Below are 16,316 nucleotides of genomic sequence, written 5' to 3'. Positions count from 1 at the left end.
GGAGGGTGTCGACGAACCGGGCGGCATCCAGGATCACCTCCTGCTCGACCAGCAGGGTCCGTCCACCGACCAGCAGGGGGGCGAGGAGTTGCCACAGGGAGATGTCGAAACATTGCGGCGCGATCTGCGCGACCACGCTGCCGTGGGTGATGTCCAGGTCGTCGATCTTGGCGAACAGGTGGTTGAGCATCCCGGCGTGTTCACACATCGCGCCCTTGGGTTCCCCGGTCGACCCGGAGGTGAAATAGATGTACGCCAACTGCCCGGGGTCGATTGCCACGTCCAGATCGGTGTCCGCCAGGTCCTGGGTGTAGGCGTCGGCGACGAACAGGGTGGGCACACCCGGCAGCTGCGCCAGCGCGGCGTCGAGAGTCTGGGTGGAGTCGGGTTCGGTCAGGGCCAGGGCGCAGTCGGCGCGGCGCAGGGTGGTGGCGATCCGTTCGGCCGGGAAGTGCGGCTCGATCGGCAGGTACACGCCGCCGGCCTTGAACACCGCCAACACCGCGACCAGCCAGTCCAGGTTGCGTTCGGTGACCACCGCCACCACGTCCTCACGCCCGACCCCGGCGGCGTGCAGGGCGCGGGCGACCCGGTTGGCCCGCGCGTTCACCTGCGCATAGGTCAGCTGGTGGCCGGCGTGGCGGGCGGCGACCTCGTCGGGGTGTAGCCGGACCCGCTGCTCGAACAACTGGTGCGGCCGCACATCCGGCAACTCCCGGGACGGCCCGGCCATCCCCACCAACTGCAACCGCAGCTCCTCCGCGCCCAGCAGGCTCTGCCCGCGAGGATCCGCGTCGGGATCGGCCGCGATCAGCTCACACGCCCGGCCGAAGTAGCCGGCGATCCGAGCGGCCGCGTCGGCGTCCAGCGCCTCGGTCCGGTACCGCAGCCGCGGCTCGAACCCCTCGCCCGACTCCGGCGCCCCAACCCCCAGGACGACACCATCGGGAAGGCCCAGGCCGGAGCCCTCACCGGCCGGATCGAAAACCGTGTCGAACAACGGCTCGGCCGGCCCCTCGCGCAGTGCCTCGGGCGCGAAACCGGCATGCGCGCGCAGCCGCGTCTCGACCTGTGCCACCGCGGCCGCCAACGACCGCCAGCTCGCGGACTCCACGTCGAGACGACACGGCAACGCCACACCGTCGACCACACAACCCGTGGTCACCTCAACCTCACCGGTCAACGCGGCCAACACCCTCGCGTGCGCGGCCAACAGCACGTCGTGCACCGGAACACCCAACTCGCCGGCCAACCGGCGCAGCGACGCCGCCACCTCGCCGGAGACGGCGACCGTGTGCTCCGCTGTCCCCGGCTGTGGGTGGCGCGCCCATCGGGGGAGCGCGGTGTACCCGCCGGCCCGCAGCACGTCCTGCCAGTAGTCCTCGCTGGACTCCACGAGCGCCGTCATCGGTTTCCCCTCCGCTTGCGCAAGTCAGGCTGTGATTAACCTGTGCAACGACGCTGTCGACCCGATCAGCGGGCCTGTTACCGGGTGCTCCGGCCGGCAGTTACCCAATCGAAACGAAGCCCGGACGACCCGTCCGAGCCGAGGGGCTGGGCGGTTTGCCGCCCTATTTATTTATTGTTATTCGGCCGCGTGGTACGTCGGACCAAAATTCTCTTAGCTCGGTTTTCTTTTGTGCGTGCGAGCAGGAACCTCGGGGAGCCGGGTGAGGCGCCGGCGGGGTAGTGCCCGTGCGCGGCCGCTCGACCCGCGACCCGTCTCCGGGTGAACGGCGGGCGTACAGTCTGACCAGGGGATACGCTGGGTTCGACCCGGCCGGCGGGACGGTCCGAGGCTCCGCGCTCGGGTTGACAGCGGTCTCCGGCGGCCGGCGTAATGCCGGAATTGTTCCACGGCTGGCGGTATCGACGGAGCCCGCCAGAATTAGACCGAACCGAACCTTCGTGGTAGGTTCCCAGCGATTCCGATGCGGGTCGAAACGGGGTCGAATGCCTCGCGATCCAGTCAGTTGCCATAGCAATTGCCTGGCAAGTCGCCGGCCTGGCCTCGAGGTCGCTACCCAAACTGTGATTTAGATAAACCTGGCGTGATGGTTCCGTTGTGCTGGTGTGACCGATGGGATGCATGTGACCGGCTTCGGGTGACGGCCGGCGGACGGGCCTATCCGGCCGCCGAAGCGGTCGCCACCGGTGGCCTGGGTTCGAGACGTCACACAATGACGGCCGCTCACCCTGCCGCCGGAGATCCCGCTCCGCGATGAGGGCGAGGGCCGGGGCGCTGGCATGGGCGAGCATCTGCCAACCGACGCCGAGCATGATGAGCAGGGTGGCCGCGGTCAACGGCACGACCAGCAGTGTGGTCACGGCGGCCGCCAGGCAGCCGACGGCGATCAGCATTTCGCCGCGTGCGCTCCGGACCGCGCGAAACGGGTCGGGTCGCTGGAAGCGTATTCGAGGCCGGTCATCCAAGCATCACCGCGGGATTGGATCACCGGGGGAGTCGGGAACGGCTCTCCTTCGATTCCGTCCGGATCGCGGTCGTCGATGCGCACCGATTTCTGTGCGGACCGCCGTGGTGATCGGCCGCGGCATCGTCGGGCGGACAGATCGACCAGCAGCGGGACCACGTCCGGCCGGCCCCCAGACGGCGATCACTTCGGTGCAGTGAACGGCCACGTTCGCCTTCCGCGAGGAGGGCGCAGAGGACTTCGAGTTCGCGGTGCGCGATATCAGTCGGCCTGGTGATGCCTACGGGAGGATCGAGAACGTCGCGCAATGAGAAGGCCGGACAACTGTGAAGTTCCGGCGGTCGAGTGTCGCTACCTCGACGAGGCGTAGGCGTTCGGCCAGGGCCACTTCGGCGCATTCACGGTGCTCATGTTCATCTTGGTTGGCCGCTGCCAATAAGACACTGGCGTCAGCGAGGATCACTGCCCGCCGCTCAGCTCGGCGCGAATAGTTTCCTTGGCCTGCTTGGCAAAGTCGGGTCCTTCGTGCAGCGCGCCGACCCAGGACGGCCGTCTCTTCGGCGCCTGCTCGCCGGAACGTTGACGCACGACCGCCAGCAATTCCCGCGCCTCGTCATCACTGAGGGCGTCAACGATGTGGCGCAGTCGTTCTCGGTCACTGGCCATACGCCAAAGTCTACGGGTGGTCAGCTCCGTGAGGGCGACCGTGTGACGGCTGATCACGGCTGAACCCGCGTTGCCGCTATGCAGTACCGCCCGCGCGCGGCCGATAGTATGTCTTCGCAGGTCAATGCAGCTTGCCGGTGAGGGCGACTGTTCTCTTCGGCAGTAATCCTGGTGCCGTTCCCCATCTCGGAAGCGCCGTTCGGCGCGGCAGGGACTCACTCGACTGAGTGATGCCGAGCCGCTGGCCGCCTTGTTATGTCAACTCACCGTGATGAAGTGCGGAAACACGTTGGCGTAAGTAACTCTGATGGTGGGTGGGCTCGTTCGGGCTTGCCTGGGAACGAGTTGCGAGAGGAGGTCCACGTGGCCGCGCCCATCGGCAGTACTGCACGCACTGGTCAGCGTTGCCCGCAGTCTGGGGTGTGGAAGGTCGTCGGGAGTCCGACGACTACCGCACCCATCGCGGAGGGCAACACCATGCCGCCCTATGGCGGTAAGGCTGTCACCTGGCGTTTGACGCAGTACGCGTGATTGAGAACCGGGGTGGGCGCATTGCAGCTGCGCCCACCCCGGGCTCGTCACCTTCGCAGATGTCGACGAAGCGCGGAAGCAGACGGCGCATGGTGTGTCGTGATCCACAGGGTCTCGAAGGTTCCAGCTCGTCTCCGCGGGGCCGCCGGTAGCTCGTTCTCACCGTTCGAGGCAGTGAGGTGCGGAAGTTGGCAAAGGGCGATATTCACACTACGAAGCACGGGGATCGGTGGGTCAACAAGGTCGAGGGCAACGTGCGGGCGTCGAACAGCGCTCCGACGAAGGCTGAGGCCCAGGCCGCCGGCCGCGAGATGGCGATCGAGCGCGGTGTGGAGCACTTCATCCACAACAAGAACAACGAGATCAGCGAGCGGAACACTTACCCGCGGAGCCGGGATCCTCGCTCGTCGAAGGGCTGACCGGTGCCCGGGTCCGAGTCAGCATCGTCGGACCCGGGCTAACCGCGGATCAGGGCGGCGTAGTGCGCATCGGGTTGGGCGGCTTGTTCGGCGTGGCGTTGGGTGACCGCGGGGTCGTAGCCGAGTTGGGAGGCGACGATCGGTGGGGGAGCTTGCTGGACCAGTTGCTTGAGTGCGGCGTTGCGGGCTCCGCGTAGGTCGATCCCGAGGGTGCGTAGCCGGCTCATGAGGGTGTTGGGGTGCAGGTGGCGGCCGGCGTGGGTGCTGGGGAACAGCCAGGGGCTGTTGGTGTTGCCGGTTTGCGTGTTCGGCCGGTGTTTGAGGTGCTCGAGCAGCAGCTGGTCGAAGGGTGCGACGAGGGCGGCGGGCTCGTTGCCGAGCAGGATCGCCGGTCCGGTCGGGGTGGTGAGGATCTGGTCGCAGCGCAGGGCGGCGATGCGGACCAGGGGTTGGGCGTAGAGCAGCAGCAGGGTCGCGGCGACCCGGTAGGCGCGGGTGGCGGGTTCCTCGCGCAGGCAGAGCGCGAGCCACCGCATGCGGGTCTCGTGGGTGATCATCGGGGTGCTGTGGGCGTGGCGTCGGACGATGGTCAGTTTGGGTGCGAGGCGTTGTCGGTGGGCCCAGTGCAGGAACGGCCGCACCGCTGAGCGGGTGGAAGGGCCGGCCGCGAGCCAGGTGTCGATCTGTCGTTGGGTGCAGGTGGCCAGGGTGGTGTTCTTCTTGTCCAGCCAGCTCAGCAGCCGGCCGATCTCGGTGATCTCTTGCTTGGCCGTGTGCACCCGCCCGCCGGCGTCCTGGCCGCGGCTGATGCGGCCGCGGATCTCGCGGATGTGGTGCCAGGTGGCGTACTGCTCCAACATTCGTCGGACCCAGGCCGGGTGCGTCTCGGCCAGTCGCCGGTGGAGCCAGTTCTCGAAGCGGGTGAGGTCGCGGTGGGGGAGCAGCCCGTGGTGGACCAGCAAGTCGCGCAGGTGCCCGACCATCTGTGCGCCGTCGGCCTGGTCGAAGGCCTCGTGGGTGAGGGCCAGGGTGCCGTCACCGAGTCCGCGTAGCAGTGCCTGGACCTGGGGGTTGCGTTTCCAGGTGTGGATGCTTTCCGGGCGCTCGACCTCGCAGAGCACGTTGATCAACCGCGAGATGGGCGGCGCCGGGGGAGCGGCCGGGGGGAGCAGGGCGGTGAGGTCGTCGCGCAGGCAGCAGCGGGCGCAGAGCCCGCGCCGGTAGTGCTCGGCCTCGACGCCGCAGCGCTGGCAGTCCAGGTCGGTGGTGATGCCCGCGCAGCGGCGGCAGGCCGGGTGGCCGTTATTGAGACCGTCGAGGCCGGGCAGCATGCCGTGGTGGCCGCAACGGCAGGTGCCGAAGGTGCGCACGGCGTGGTGGAAGCAGGTGCCGCAGATTCCGCCCTCGGGCCAGCGGGTGCGCAGCTTGCCGGCCAGGCGTCCGCATCGGTCGCAGCGGTAGTGGCCGCTGGTGCGGGGGCGTCCGCGTGGCCGCCGGGCGGGGGATTCGGGTGGGTCGGGGTCAGTCATCGCGGGTGACGCGGGCGCGCAGCGGCCGCAGCTCGTTCATGCTCACCACGTTCGGGTCCGACACGACGGTGCTGTCGCCGCCGGCGGCCCGGCGGGACCGGGCCGTGTTGGTGGCGGTGACGGTGATGAGGTCACCGATGCCGCAGTCGAAGATGTCGCAGAGCGCCGCCAGGAGCTTGAGCGAGACCCGCTCCGGGCGTTGGGTGACCACCCGGTAGACCTGCGAAGGGGAGAGGTTGATGCCGCGTTCGCGCAGCAGCGGGGCCAGGTCGGTGCTGTTGTGCAGGCCTCGGCGAGCCATCAGCTCGCTGAGGTGCCAGTGGTAGTCGACGTCGCGCTGCATCGGTCAATCCTGACCGGCCCGACCACGGGGCGCGGTGGCCAGGGCCTCGTTGAGGCAGGTGTCCAGGGCGTGCCGCAGGGTTCGGGTGCGGTAGTCGCTGGACACACAGCTGTAGAGCGCGGTGGTCGAAGCGTGCTCGTGGCCGACCTGGTGCTGGACGAACATCGGGTCGACGCCGTCCTCGAGCAGGTGGGTGACGTAACTGCGGCGGAACGAGTGCATGTCCAGCCCGGCCGCCAACTCGAGCTCGTCGCGGTAGCGGCGGAACCGGGCACCCAGGGCGGCCTCGGAGACAAGGGTGCCGCGTTCGGTGGGGAACAGGTCCAGCCCACCGCCCAGCAGCGGCAGGCCGTGGCGGATCCACTGCTCGACCGTCTCCGCAGACCAGGATCGGACGGTCAGCACGCCGCGGCGCTTGGGTGCCGAGCCGGCGTGAGCCTTGCCGTAGCGGACCTGCAGCTGGCCGAACCGGCCAAACTCGCGGGCGTGCGGGTTGCGGGAGAAATCAACGGTCTGCAGGTGGCGGACCTCATTGCGCCGCAGCCCCCAGCCATAGGCAACCTTGAACAGCACCGCGTCACGGAAGGCCGGCAACCAGCCCTTCCGACCGAGCCGGCGGATCCGGGCCACCTCGTCGTCGGCGCGGTCGAAGAACGCCTGCAGCTCCTCGCGGGTGAAGGCCCGCTTGCGCGGATCCTGTTCGTTGTCCTGATGGTGCCCCACGCTGTTCCACTCGTGCACCACCTGGCTCGGGTGCGTCCCGAACGCGCGTTCACAAACACGATCCCAGTCGTAGCGGGGATCGGTCAGGTAGTCACAGAACAGCCGCAACGCGTTCTGGTAGGCGCGGATGGTGGAACGACCCAAGTGGTGCTCGGCGCGCAGATCACCGAAGAACTCGTCCACATGCGCCACGGTCCAGCGCCAGGGCATCTCGTTGCAGTGCCGCAGGAAGCGGTTCACCAGCTGGGCGCGCGAGTCGATCGTGGTGAACGAGAGGTTCCGCGCCAGCTGTTGCCGCCGCCAACCCTCAAGCATGTCGGCGACCACCTGGTCAGCCCGGTCCCGACGAGCCAGCCCACGCAGCGGCACCACGCGGCCCACGACTTCCTCGTCCATCCGGCACCAGCCTAGTCATCCACTGACCGAATCATGCATCTGATGCAAGAGCATGGCAGACGGCCAGGTCAGGCAGTAGCTCGGATCGCCAGTGACTGACTGGCGGACGGCGCCGTCAAGTGCATCCGAGTGCGACGCGCGCGCATCTCGAGCAAGTTAGCGCTGGTCAATGCTTATCTGAGGCACATCGCTGTCGGCCGGCGAGGGAAGAATGACGTCGGTCATCAGATGCAATAATGTCTCATTTACCTGACATAAGGTAGCTTATCGGCGATTTAAGAAGGTCGAGAGTTTCGTTAGATGCAAGAACTCCCGTATGGCGTCGCTGGGTTCGCTCGCCACTTTTTGAGGGCGGGCTCATCATGATCCGACGCCCTAGTGATGCCATGCTTCGATCCGCGACTAATCCCGGCGCGGTTCGGTGAGCTGCGACCGACCTTCGACGAAGGACGCTTCTCGTGAGCATTGCTGGGTGCGCTGCGGGTGGGCGTTGCCAGTAAAGGGATCAGTAATGAGCGTTGCGGAACCGGGACCTAGCCGGCGAGTATCGTGCGACCATGCCGGTCGCGACGGCGACACCAGATCCGCCTGACCCGCAGGACATCACCGAGCTTGTGGGTCAGCACACCGCCCTAATCCGATCCGGCGCGGGGATGAGGGGAATCTGTCCATTCTGTGGTTCAAGCGCCTTCCATTGTCGACCGGCCCATAACACCTACCACTGTTACGGATGCGGTGACGGCGGCGGCCCTCACATGTTCACCACAAAGATCGACCGTCCCTAGAAATTTTTGCCGAGTTCGGAAGCCGTTGCAACCTGCTCAGTTTTTCGGCCGTTGTTGACACCAGATGGGCTAGAGCGCGGGAGTCCAGCGCCAAGGGCGTGAGCTGTGGCCTCGACGCAGGCAGGCGATACGAAGTGACGACATCGCCGCCCAAGGCGGCTGGAAACCCAACTCCTCCGCACTGCACGATTACATCCGCATCGTCGACCAATGGACCGACAACGCACTCATCGGAATCGGCCTGTGAGCCAGTGATTCAGCACGCACTCGTTGCAACCTGTGCGCCCCGCTTCGGACATCCGCGCAGTCGACTTCGGAAATTGACAGCGGCGCTGTGGTCAGCGGTCGGAAGCACCGGAGAGGGGTGGCTGAGCCAGCGAGGGCTCGAGCACGGCCAAGCAGTGGTGGGCGTACTCCACGAGTGAGCCGCCGTATCGATGCTGGTGCCAGAGCGCGGCGCGTGCCGAGGCGATCAGCACGGCCGCGGCCATCCGCGGGTACGGTTCGCGGTCCGGGTCGAGGCCGAGTCCGTCGGCGAGCACGTTCGCGACCACGTTTTCCCACCGCAGGCAGATCTCGGCGTAGCGCCGGGTCACCGCGGGTTCCTGTAGCCACAGCGTGCGCCGGATCTGGTCGAGGCCGGTTTCGGAGTCCTGGAAGGCCTGGAGGTACCCCAGCATCGTGTCTCGCACGGTCGGCCAGATTTCGTCCGGTGACTTCCCGGTGAGCGCCTTGGGCATCTCGCGCATCATGTCGCTCTGGTCGTGGAAGGCGACATCTTCCTTGGTCGGGAAGTGCCGGAAGAACGTGGTCACGCCGAACTGCGCGGTGCGGGCGATCTCCTCCACCGAGGTTTGGGCGTATCCCTGCGCGGCGAACAGTCGCAGCGCCGCGTCCACCAGCCGCTGGCGGGTCTGCGACTTCTTCAGTTCACGCAGGCTGGTCGGGTGCTCGACGGCGGCCTCATCGCTGACCTGGTGCGCGGCGGAGGACATCGGGCCATTGTCACAGACGTGCGTGCGTCACCGCTCCGCCCGCGAATCATATATGGTAGTCACTCCCGTTCGGTGGCTACTATCGCTTCTTATTCGGACTCTTGCCGCGTGATCGCCTGAGGGAGAATCCCATGGCTACCTCCCCCGACTTTGATGTCTGTGAAGGTGCGCCCTCGTCGGTAGCTCGCGCGATCGAGGCGCTGCCCAGCATGGCCGCCCCGGATACCTACGCGGACCCGTACGGGCCGCTCGGGCGGATTCGCGAGCGGGATCCGGTGCACTTCTGCCCCGAGATGGGATTCCACATGGTGACCCGCTACCGGGACGCGGTCACAGTGTTGCGCGATCCGGGTACCTTCTCGTCGAACACCTTCGCGATGTTCCGCTCTGGCCTGTCGATCAATCCGCCTCGACCGGCTGTGTCGGACGTGTTGCGCGACGGGGTCACCCCCGTCGCCGCCCTGGTCTGGGCAGATGGCGCCGTGCATGCGCGGCACGCCCAGCTTGTGCGGGCTGCCTTCTCACCGCGCCGCATCCGCCTGCTGCGATTAGTCATCCAGGACCTCGCGCAGGCGTGTATCGCGGCCATGCCACACGAGGGTGAGATCGAGCTCGTGGCCGACTACGCGGTGCCGATTTCGGTGGGAGTCATCGGCAACATCCTCGGAGTGCCCCGCCAGGACCAGGAGTTTTTCCACACCTGGACCGACTCGTTCCTCGCCCGGTTGGGATCCCTATTGCCGCAGGAGCAGGACCTGCGGGCTGCCCAGCACACCGTACAGATGCAGCACTATTTGCTCGACCGGATTGCCGAACGGCGCCGCGACCGCGGCGATGACCTGCTCTCGGACCTGGTCCACGGGCACGCCGACGGCGAGCCGCCGCTGACCCGAGAGGAGCTCGTCACGATCCTCATGCAGCTGATCAGCGCCGGTAGCGACACCACGCGCGGTCTGATCAGCTCGCACATCCTCGAGCTTCTCCACCGCCCAGAGCTGCTCGAGCAGGTCCGCGGCGGAGATGAGCAACTGCTGGCCGCAACGATCGAGGAAACCCTGCGCACTCAACCTCCCGCCGGCTACCAACTGCGGCTGACCACACGCGAGACCCAGCTAGGGGGCAAAACACTGGCGGCCGGCACGCCGGTGGCTCTGATGTGGGGCGCGATCAACCGCGACCCCGAGAAGTTCGAGTCCCCAGACATCTACCTGCCCGGTAGGGACAGGGCCACCCACCACCTGGCGTTCGGACAGGGCATCCACGTCTGTATCGGGTCAACGCTGGCCCGTACCGAGAGCCGGATTGCTGTCCGCGCACTGCTGGACGCCTTCCCGCACATCAGTCTGGCGACCGACCAATTGCGCTACCTGCCCACGCTCATGGTGCGCAACCTGGCCGCGCTGCCGCTGCGGGTAGGCCGAGCGTGACGTCAGGACGACCTTCAGACGGGTGACGTCAACATCCCCGGACGAGCTCGACTCACGCGAGCGGAACGGCAGCCATCTTGGTGCTCGTGAAGCACGCGTCCGTGCCTTGGACCGCGCCCAGGCACGGCCCGCGCCGCCGACTACGCGGCCGTACCACACCCGCGCGCCGCGGCGCCGAAACTCACCCCCGAGCAGGCGCGGATCGCGCAACGCCTCTACGACGAGGGTGCCCACACCGTCGCCCAGATCGCCGAACAGCTCAGCGTCAAACGCGGCACCCTGTACGGCTACCTGGACAAATCCACCCTCGGCAACCGGCCCCGCGTCCGCAAACCCTCGCTGGTTCAGTCGCTTCAACAGTCCGGTTCAGCCACGCCAGCAGGTGTCGACGACACCGAAGGCGGCGCCACTCCCCCACCTTCGACCGAAATCGGCACGCCGCCCGAACGCCCGCGACTGGCCGACACATCGCGCTTCGCCCAACGCCCCGGCCCGGCGAAACGCTCCGGCCCGACCAGCCACCACGCCGGGACGCGGCCACGCATCGCGGTCATCCCCGGGTCCACCGCTCCAGCTGATCCGGCCGCGATCCCAGAACCCGCCCCCGCCCCGCTCAGGCACGCCACTGCCCCACACCCCACACCCCACGCGCCGCGCCCCGGCATCACCTGCCCGAACTGCGGATACCGGCCCACCCACTTCCGCGACCGCATCCGCCAACGCCAAGACCTCGCACTGGTCTGGCTGGCCCAGCACGGTTTTTCCTGCGCAACACCACCCGTGACCTGACTGATGAGCAGGCCGGGCTGCGTACCACCAAGAGCGAGCTGTGCCTGGGCGGTCTCATCAAGCACGTGGCCCGGGTCGAGCGCCGGTGGGTGACCTTCATTCTGGAAGGCCTGAACGCGATGACGTTCTCCGAGGACGACTACGCCGCGTACGCCAACCAGTTCAAGATGCTGCCCGGCGAGACCCTGGCCGGCGTGCTCGCCGAGCTGCCGTCGCTGGATGCCGACCACCCGCTGCCCGAGGCGCCGTGGTTCGAGCCGGGAGCGCGTTGGTCGGCCCGGCGGGTGTTCATGCACATCATCGCCGAGACCGCCCAGCACTCCGGGCACGCCGACATCATCCGAGAGTCCCTGGACGGCGCAAAGTCCATGGGCTGATCCGGTCAGCTGTGGCGCAGCGCTTCGACCGGGCGCAGCCGGGCGGCGCGATAGGCGGGGTATCCACCGGCGAGCAGGCCGACGACCAGGCTCGCGGAGAACGAGATGACGGTCGCCGGAATGGACACGGTCGGTGCGCCGAACTGAGGCGCGAGCCGAGGGATGACCTGTGCGGCGGTGAGCGTGAACCCGACGCCGATCACCATGCCGAGCACACCGCCGACCGCGGCGAGCATCAGCGACTCGATCAGGAACTGCTTCATGATCGCGCTGTGCCGGGCGCCGATGGCCTTGCGGATGCCGATCTCACGGGTTCGTTCGGTCACCGACACGAGCATGATGTTCGCTACGCCGATGCCGCCGACCAGCATGGATACTCCGCCGATGGCCACGATGAAGGCGGAGATGAAACCCAGGGTCCGGTTCATGTCGCGCAGCTGCGCCTCGAAGGTGCTGATCTTGAAATCGCGCCGGGACGGTGTCCGGATCAGATGTTGCTCGTCCAGGACAGCCGTGACCTGGCGGCGCGCCGCCGCCATGAGATTGGGCGAGGTCGCCTTGACGATGATCTGGTTGACCTGGTCGGGGGCACCAACCAGATAGCCCCGCGCGGTCTCGATGGGCACCACGACGACGTCATCCGATCGCCCGTCGCCGCGCAGCACGCCGACGACGGTGAAGTTGGTTCGGGTGAGGCGGACGGTCTGCCCGATGGCTTCACCCGGGCCGCCGGGGAAGAGCGCGGCCGCCACGTTGGGGCCCAGCACTGCCACCCGGTCCTTGCCGCCTCGCTGCGTGGCGGTGAAGGCGACGCCGGACACCACCTCCCGGTTGGCCACCCGGAAATAGTCGGCCGTCGAACCAACCACGTCGGCCAGGACCTGGCGTTCGCGGTAGCTGGCCACGGTCGATCCGGTGACCACCGGCGTGGCGCTCGAGACCGCCGGTGCCCGCCCGGGAACGACCAGCGCGGCCACGTCGGAATTGGTCAGGTCCCGTACGTCACCGCCGATGACGCCGCCGACGGCCTTGGTGATGTCGAGCTGGTTCGCCCGCCTGCCGAAGGTGTCCGCGAAGCCGGCCCGCATGCCGTCCCCGACACCGACCAGCGTGATCACCGAGCTCACCCCGATGATGATGCCCAGCGTGGTGAGGATCGAGCGCAGCTTGTTCACCCGCAGCGCGCGGACGGCCACCACGAACGCCTCGCGGATGTTCATTCGGCCACGATGCCGGCGACGCATGCCGTCCGTCGTCAACCCACGACCGTATGCGGCTACGTCCCGGGGCGTATTTCCTCGCCCGAGGGCTTTCCAGCCAGGGTTTTCGAGAAGACAGTGAGCGGATGAGCATCGCCGCGCCCCGGCGGGTCCTGTTGGACGCGCTGCTGGCCTTCGTGGTGGCCGCCGGTGCGCTGGTGGCGGCATTGCTGGCCGGCCGAGGAGAGCCGACCGGGCAGGCCGTCGGCGTCGGCGGATCGGCGCTGATCCTGGCCGCGGCCGGGGCCGTACTGATGCGCCGCCGCTACCCGCTGGCGGCGCTGCTGGTCGCCGAGGTGGCCGCCGCCACCTGGTCGCTCACCGGCCACCCCGGCCGGGGAATCATGCTGGCGCCGCTGATCGCCTGCTACACGCTTGCCGCCGCCAGGGGTTGGCGGGCCGGCGCCGTCGGCGCGCTGATGAACACCACGACGGCGCTCATCGTGCTGGTCCACGCAAGACCGGACCTGCGCGAAGAACCCATCCTGAACGCGGTGGCGGTGAGTATCGCGGCGGCCGCGGCCGGCGCCACCATGTTCTACTACCGCCAGCATCAGCGGGCGATCGTCGACCGGCTGACCCGCCAGGCCCAGGCGACGGCGGAGGCGGAACGGCGGCTGCTGCTCGAGGACCGGGTGCGCCTGGCCCGGGACCTGCACGACATCTTCGGCCACGCGATGGCCGCGATCAGCGTCCAGGCCGGCGCCGCACTGCACGTGGCGCGAAACCGCCCGGACCAGGCGATCACCGCCCTCGAGATGATCAAGAAACTCAGTGACGAAGGCCTGGCCGAAGCAAGGCCGCTGTTCGCCCAACTGCGGGCCGACGCGGAACCCGACCCGGGCGGCCGCCCAGAACCAGGTCTGGGCGACCTCGATGCGCTGCTCGACTCCGCCCGAGCCAACGGTCTGCGCGTCGAGGTACACACCCGGGGAACCCCCGAAGCCCTACCGCCGGCCACGGACCTCGCCGCGTACCGAATCGTGCAGGAGGCGCTGACCAACGTGCGCCGCCACGCCCGGGCCACCGAGGTGCGGCTGACCATCGACCACCGGCCCGACCGGCTCGAGCTGACGATCACCGACAACGGCGTGGGCGTCCCCGGCCACCCGCCCCCGGGCGGGCACGGCATCGCCGGAATGCGCGAACGGGTGGCGCTGGCCGGCGGGCGGTTCCACGCCGGCTCCCCTACCGGAGGCGGGTTCGAAGTGGCCTGTACATTGCCGGCGCGGGAGCCGACATGACCCGGGTACTCATCGCGGACGACCACGCCGCCGTGCGTGGCGGCTTCCGCGTGCTGATCGAATCCGACCCGACCATGACCGTCGTCGGCGAGGCCGCGACCGGCGCCGAGGCCGTCGAGCTCGCCCGTGCCCACATCCCGGACGTCGTACTCATGGACATCCAGATGCCCGGGATGGACGGCCTGGCCGCGACCCGGGAGATCGCCGGCGACCCCCATCTGGCGAGCGTGCGGATCCTCATCCTGACCACCTTCGACATCGACGAGTACGTGATCGACGCGCTCGGCGCCGGTGCCGGCGGATTCCTGGTCAAGAACACCCAACCCGAGCAGCTCCTGCACGGGATCCGGGTCGTCGCCGGCGGCGAGGAGCTCCTCTCACCGGGACTCACCCGCCGGCTCATCGCCCAGCTCGGCGGCCGGCCCGGAGCACCACGGATCAGCCCGCACGCGCTCGAGTCACTGACCGCCAGGGAACGCGAGGTCACCGCGCTCGTGGCGGCCGGCATGAACAACGCCGAAATAGCCCAGTCGCTGTTCATCAGCAACGCCACGGTGAAAACCCACGTGAGCCGTTCCATGACCAAACTCGGAGCCCGTGACCGGGCACAGCTGGTCGCCTTCGCCTACCTCTCCGGCCTGGTCACAACCTCGTAGCGCAGGTGGATCACGCCATCGGCGGTCAGCACGTCATCCGCGTCGGAGGCAGCCGCGCTGGCCGCCGCCATCGCGTCGAAGAACCGGGCTCTGGGTTCGCCGGACTCCTCGACGCGCCCACTGGCGTAGTCGTCGACCGAGACCGTGCGTGTACGGAGACCTTGCCCATGCCGCCAGCCTTCCGCACCCGGCGCACTATCTATACCCGTGAGGCCGCCAGTTGCTCAGGACGCGCCGCTGGATGTCGGCCGGCCAGCCGTTCTCGAAGGTGCCCTTGACCGGTCGCTTGTCCGGGGGGAACAGCTCGGCCAGTAGACAGTTGTAGATCACCTTGCCGGCCCGGTAGGTGTGCTGTTCCTGCTCGTCCAGGTACACCGACAGGGCGGCGGTGGGCTTGGCGGGGAAGTGCACTTCACCCTGCTCGGGATGGGCGCGGGTGGCGAAGGCCCAGACGACCTCGTTGACGTCGGTGATGTCGATGTCGTCCTCGACCAGCAGCACCTTGGGCACGCCGAAGCCGGCTTTGCCGGTGAACACGATGTCGCCGATCCGCCGCGCCAGCTCACCGGAGTGGATGTTCAGCGTCTCGTGCCACTCAGCGCGGACCGAGACGATCAACCAGTGCGGCGCGGACTCGTAGGAGAACCAGGTGGACGCCACCGGCAGTCCGGCGTCGCGCAGCTGGTAGAGGATCTCGGCGACGTGCATGGTGCCGGTGTGGTCCTCCTCCACCGGCGGACCGGCGGCCACCACGGGCAGGATGGCGTCGTCGCGGTAGGTGACGGCGCTTACCGGGAACAGTGGCTTCGGTGAGGCGTCGAAGGCGTTGTAGCCGGGGTACTCGTTCATCGGCCCTTCCATCACCTGCTCGTCCAGCGCGATGTGGCCCTCAATGACTATCTCGGCGGTGGCCGAAACCACGAGGTCCACGGTCTCCGCCGGTACCACTTGCAGCGCCTCACCGAACAGTGCGCCGACGAAGTGGCTCTCGTCGGCGTTCTCCGGTAGCGGCATCGCCCCGCGTAGGGCAGGCCCGGCTCCACGCCGAGGGCGAGCGCCCCTGCTGGTTAACGATGCCCAGTTGCGGGCTGTCTGGTTGTTGCCCGGGACGGGTCCCGAGCGAGCTGTGACAAGTTGATGTTGCGCGAACTTGGGTTGAGACGCCTGGTCAAAGGGCCGTGATCAATGGCTTGGCTTGGCCGCCACTTCTTGGGGGAATAGCGATGGCCTGTGCAGGGTCGCTCGGAAAGATCACGGTCGCCGGTGGTGTGCTGTGTGCTGTCTTCGCTGGCGTCGCGCCGGGCGTGGCGATGGCCCAGCCGGCGGTTGCCGTCCACCAGGCCGGCCAACAGGGCGACGGCGGCGGTGACGATGGGGTCGACAATGATTGGACCACCAACCTGCTCGGTGGTGGAGGCGGTGGTCAGCGTTCGGGTGGGCAGCAGAGTGTCTCGGAGTTGAGCGACTGTGACACGCTGCGCTGCCTGCGCGAGCAGGCCGGCAAACAGCAGTCGAGCGGTTCGCAGGGCTCTCACATCGCGCCGGGTGAGCGGAATCCCTCGGGCCGCGACGTGTACAAGGCCGTTGACGACTTCATCCAGAAGATCATGAACTTTGTGAAGGGAATCGTCGGCTCGTCCGTGCCCTCACACATTCCGCCGGTGAAGCTGCCGAAGCCCACCGTGCCGCCGATGCCGCTGCCGCACCCGATCGACCACTGAGCCGAACTCGCCGCCGAGCACACC

15 protein-coding genes and 1 pseudogene are annotated in these 16,316 nt (G+C 68.0%); 8 read left to right on the top strand and 8 right to left on the bottom strand.

Translation table 11 applies throughout. The features are described from left to right. A partial coding sequence (locus ABEB12_RS20560; protein ID WP_345702987.1) for an AMP-binding protein occupies positions 1-1,408 on the bottom strand: 1,408 nt, incomplete at its 3' end. Between the two features lie 1,483 nt (positions 1,409-2,891). Then, positions 2,892-3,098: a hypothetical protein gene (locus ABEB12_RS20555; RefSeq protein WP_185063309.1), complete on the bottom strand. Its 207-nt coding sequence runs from the start codon at positions 3,096-3,098 to the stop codon at positions 2,892-2,894. A gap of 719 nt (positions 3,099-3,817) precedes the next feature. Here ABEB12_RS20555 and ABEB12_RS20550 point away from each other — a divergent pair. Continuing rightward, positions 3,818-4,048 (top strand): DUF2188 domain-containing protein, encoded by a 231-nt coding sequence (locus ABEB12_RS20550; RefSeq protein WP_185063310.1) that lies wholly within the window; start codon positions 3,818-3,820, stop codon positions 4,046-4,048. Positions 4,049-4,086: 38 nt separating this feature from the next. Here the strand turns inward: ABEB12_RS20550 and ABEB12_RS20545 are convergent, their stop codons facing one another. From ABEB12_RS20545 to ABEB12_RS20535, 3 genes are read right to left on the bottom strand one after another with little or no spacing between them, the layout of a single operon-like run. Further along, positions 4,087-5,577 (bottom strand): recombinase XerD, encoded by a 1,491-nt coding sequence (locus ABEB12_RS20545; RefSeq protein ID WP_185063311.1) that lies wholly within the window; start codon positions 5,575-5,577, stop codon positions 4,087-4,089. After that, positions 5,570-5,920, bottom strand: a complete 351-nt coding sequence (locus tag ABEB12_RS20540) for a helix-turn-helix domain-containing protein (RefSeq protein ID WP_185063312.1) — start codon at positions 5,918-5,920, stop codon at positions 5,570-5,572. Before ABEB12_RS20540 ends, ABEB12_RS20545 begins: the two co-directional genes overlap by 8 nt. Positions 5,921-5,923: 3 nt before the next feature. Beyond that, complete coding sequence (locus ABEB12_RS20535) at positions 5,924-7,039, bottom strand: tyrosine-type recombinase/integrase (protein WP_185063313.1); 1,116 nt, start codon at positions 7,037-7,039, stop codon at positions 5,924-5,926. A 557-nt stretch (positions 7,040-7,596) separates the two neighbouring features. Here ABEB12_RS20535 and ABEB12_RS42155 point away from each other — a divergent pair. Continuing rightward, positions 7,597-7,824 carry a CHC2 zinc finger domain-containing protein gene (locus tag ABEB12_RS42155; RefSeq protein ID WP_185063314.1) on the top strand — a complete coding sequence of 76 codons (228 nt, stop codon included), beginning with the start codon at positions 7,597-7,599 and terminating at the stop codon, positions 7,822-7,824. Between the two features lie 338 nt (positions 7,825-8,162). Here the strand turns inward: ABEB12_RS42155 and ABEB12_RS20530 are convergent, their stop codons facing one another. After that, positions 8,163-8,819 carry a TetR family transcriptional regulator gene (locus ABEB12_RS20530; protein WP_185063315.1) on the bottom strand — a complete coding sequence of 219 codons (657 nt, stop codon included), beginning with the start codon at positions 8,817-8,819 and terminating at the stop codon, positions 8,163-8,165. Between the two features lie 131 nt (positions 8,820-8,950). Between ABEB12_RS20530 and ABEB12_RS20525 the strand changes: the two genes are divergently transcribed. The 3 genes and pseudogenes from ABEB12_RS20525 (at position 8,951) to ABEB12_RS20520 (ending at position 11,412) form a co-directional block, all read left to right on the top strand. Further along, positions 8,951-10,246, top strand: coding sequence for a cytochrome P450 (locus ABEB12_RS20525; RefSeq protein WP_185063316.1), 1,296 nt, complete (start codon positions 8,951-8,953; stop codon positions 10,244-10,246). Positions 10,247-10,432: 186 nt separating this feature from the next. Beyond that, positions 10,433-11,035 (top strand): annotated as a pseudogene (locus tag ABEB12_RS42150) (hypothetical protein); the annotation flags it as partial. Next, positions 10,987-11,412 carry a DinB family protein gene (locus tag ABEB12_RS20520; protein ID WP_345702988.1) on the top strand — a complete coding sequence of 142 codons (426 nt, stop codon included), beginning with the start codon at positions 10,987-10,989 and terminating at the stop codon, positions 11,410-11,412. The pseudogene ABEB12_RS42150 and the gene ABEB12_RS20520, both read left to right, overlap by 49 nt. A 5-nt stretch (positions 11,413-11,417) precedes the next feature. On the opposite strand, the gene ABEB12_RS20515 is transcribed toward ABEB12_RS20520, so the two are convergent. Then, positions 11,418-12,632 carry an ABC transporter permease gene (locus ABEB12_RS20515; protein ID WP_185063317.1) on the bottom strand — a complete coding sequence of 405 codons (1,215 nt, stop codon included), beginning with the start codon at positions 12,630-12,632 and terminating at the stop codon, positions 11,418-11,420. Positions 12,633-12,757: 125 nt separating this feature from the next. On the opposite strand from ABEB12_RS20515, the gene ABEB12_RS20510 reads away from it, so the two are divergent. Both ABEB12_RS20510 and ABEB12_RS20505 read left to right on the top strand, forming a co-directional pair. Then, positions 12,758-13,915: a histidine kinase gene (locus ABEB12_RS20510; RefSeq protein WP_185063318.1), complete on the top strand. Its 1,158-nt coding sequence runs from the start codon at positions 12,758-12,760 to the stop codon at positions 13,913-13,915. Then, positions 13,912-14,571 carry a response regulator gene (locus ABEB12_RS20505; RefSeq protein WP_185063319.1) on the top strand — a complete coding sequence of 220 codons (660 nt, stop codon included), beginning with the start codon at positions 13,912-13,914 and terminating at the stop codon, positions 14,569-14,571. The genes ABEB12_RS20510 and ABEB12_RS20505 overlap by 4 nt, the downstream gene beginning before the upstream one ends. 195 nt (positions 14,572-14,766) lie before the next feature. Here ABEB12_RS20505 and ABEB12_RS20500 read toward each other — a convergent pair whose 3' ends face one another. Then, positions 14,767-15,585 carry a UbiD family decarboxylase domain-containing protein gene (locus ABEB12_RS20500; RefSeq protein WP_185063320.1) on the bottom strand — a complete coding sequence of 273 codons (819 nt, stop codon included), beginning with the start codon at positions 15,583-15,585 and terminating at the stop codon, positions 14,767-14,769. Between the two features lie 209 nt (positions 15,586-15,794). Between ABEB12_RS20500 and ABEB12_RS20495 the strand changes: the two genes are divergently transcribed. Then, a complete protein-coding gene (locus tag ABEB12_RS20495; protein WP_185063321.1) occupies positions 15,795-16,292 on the top strand; it encodes a hypothetical protein in 498 nt (165 codons plus the stop codon). Positions 16,293-16,316 lie beyond the last annotated feature (24 nt).

Source organism: Actinospineispora eucalypti (genome assembly GCF_039543365.1).
Classification (GTDB): Bacteria; Actinomycetota; Actinomycetes; order Mycobacteriales; family Pseudonocardiaceae; genus Pseudonocardia; species Pseudonocardia eucalypti.
This window is presented reverse-complemented; position numbering and strand designations above follow the sequence as displayed.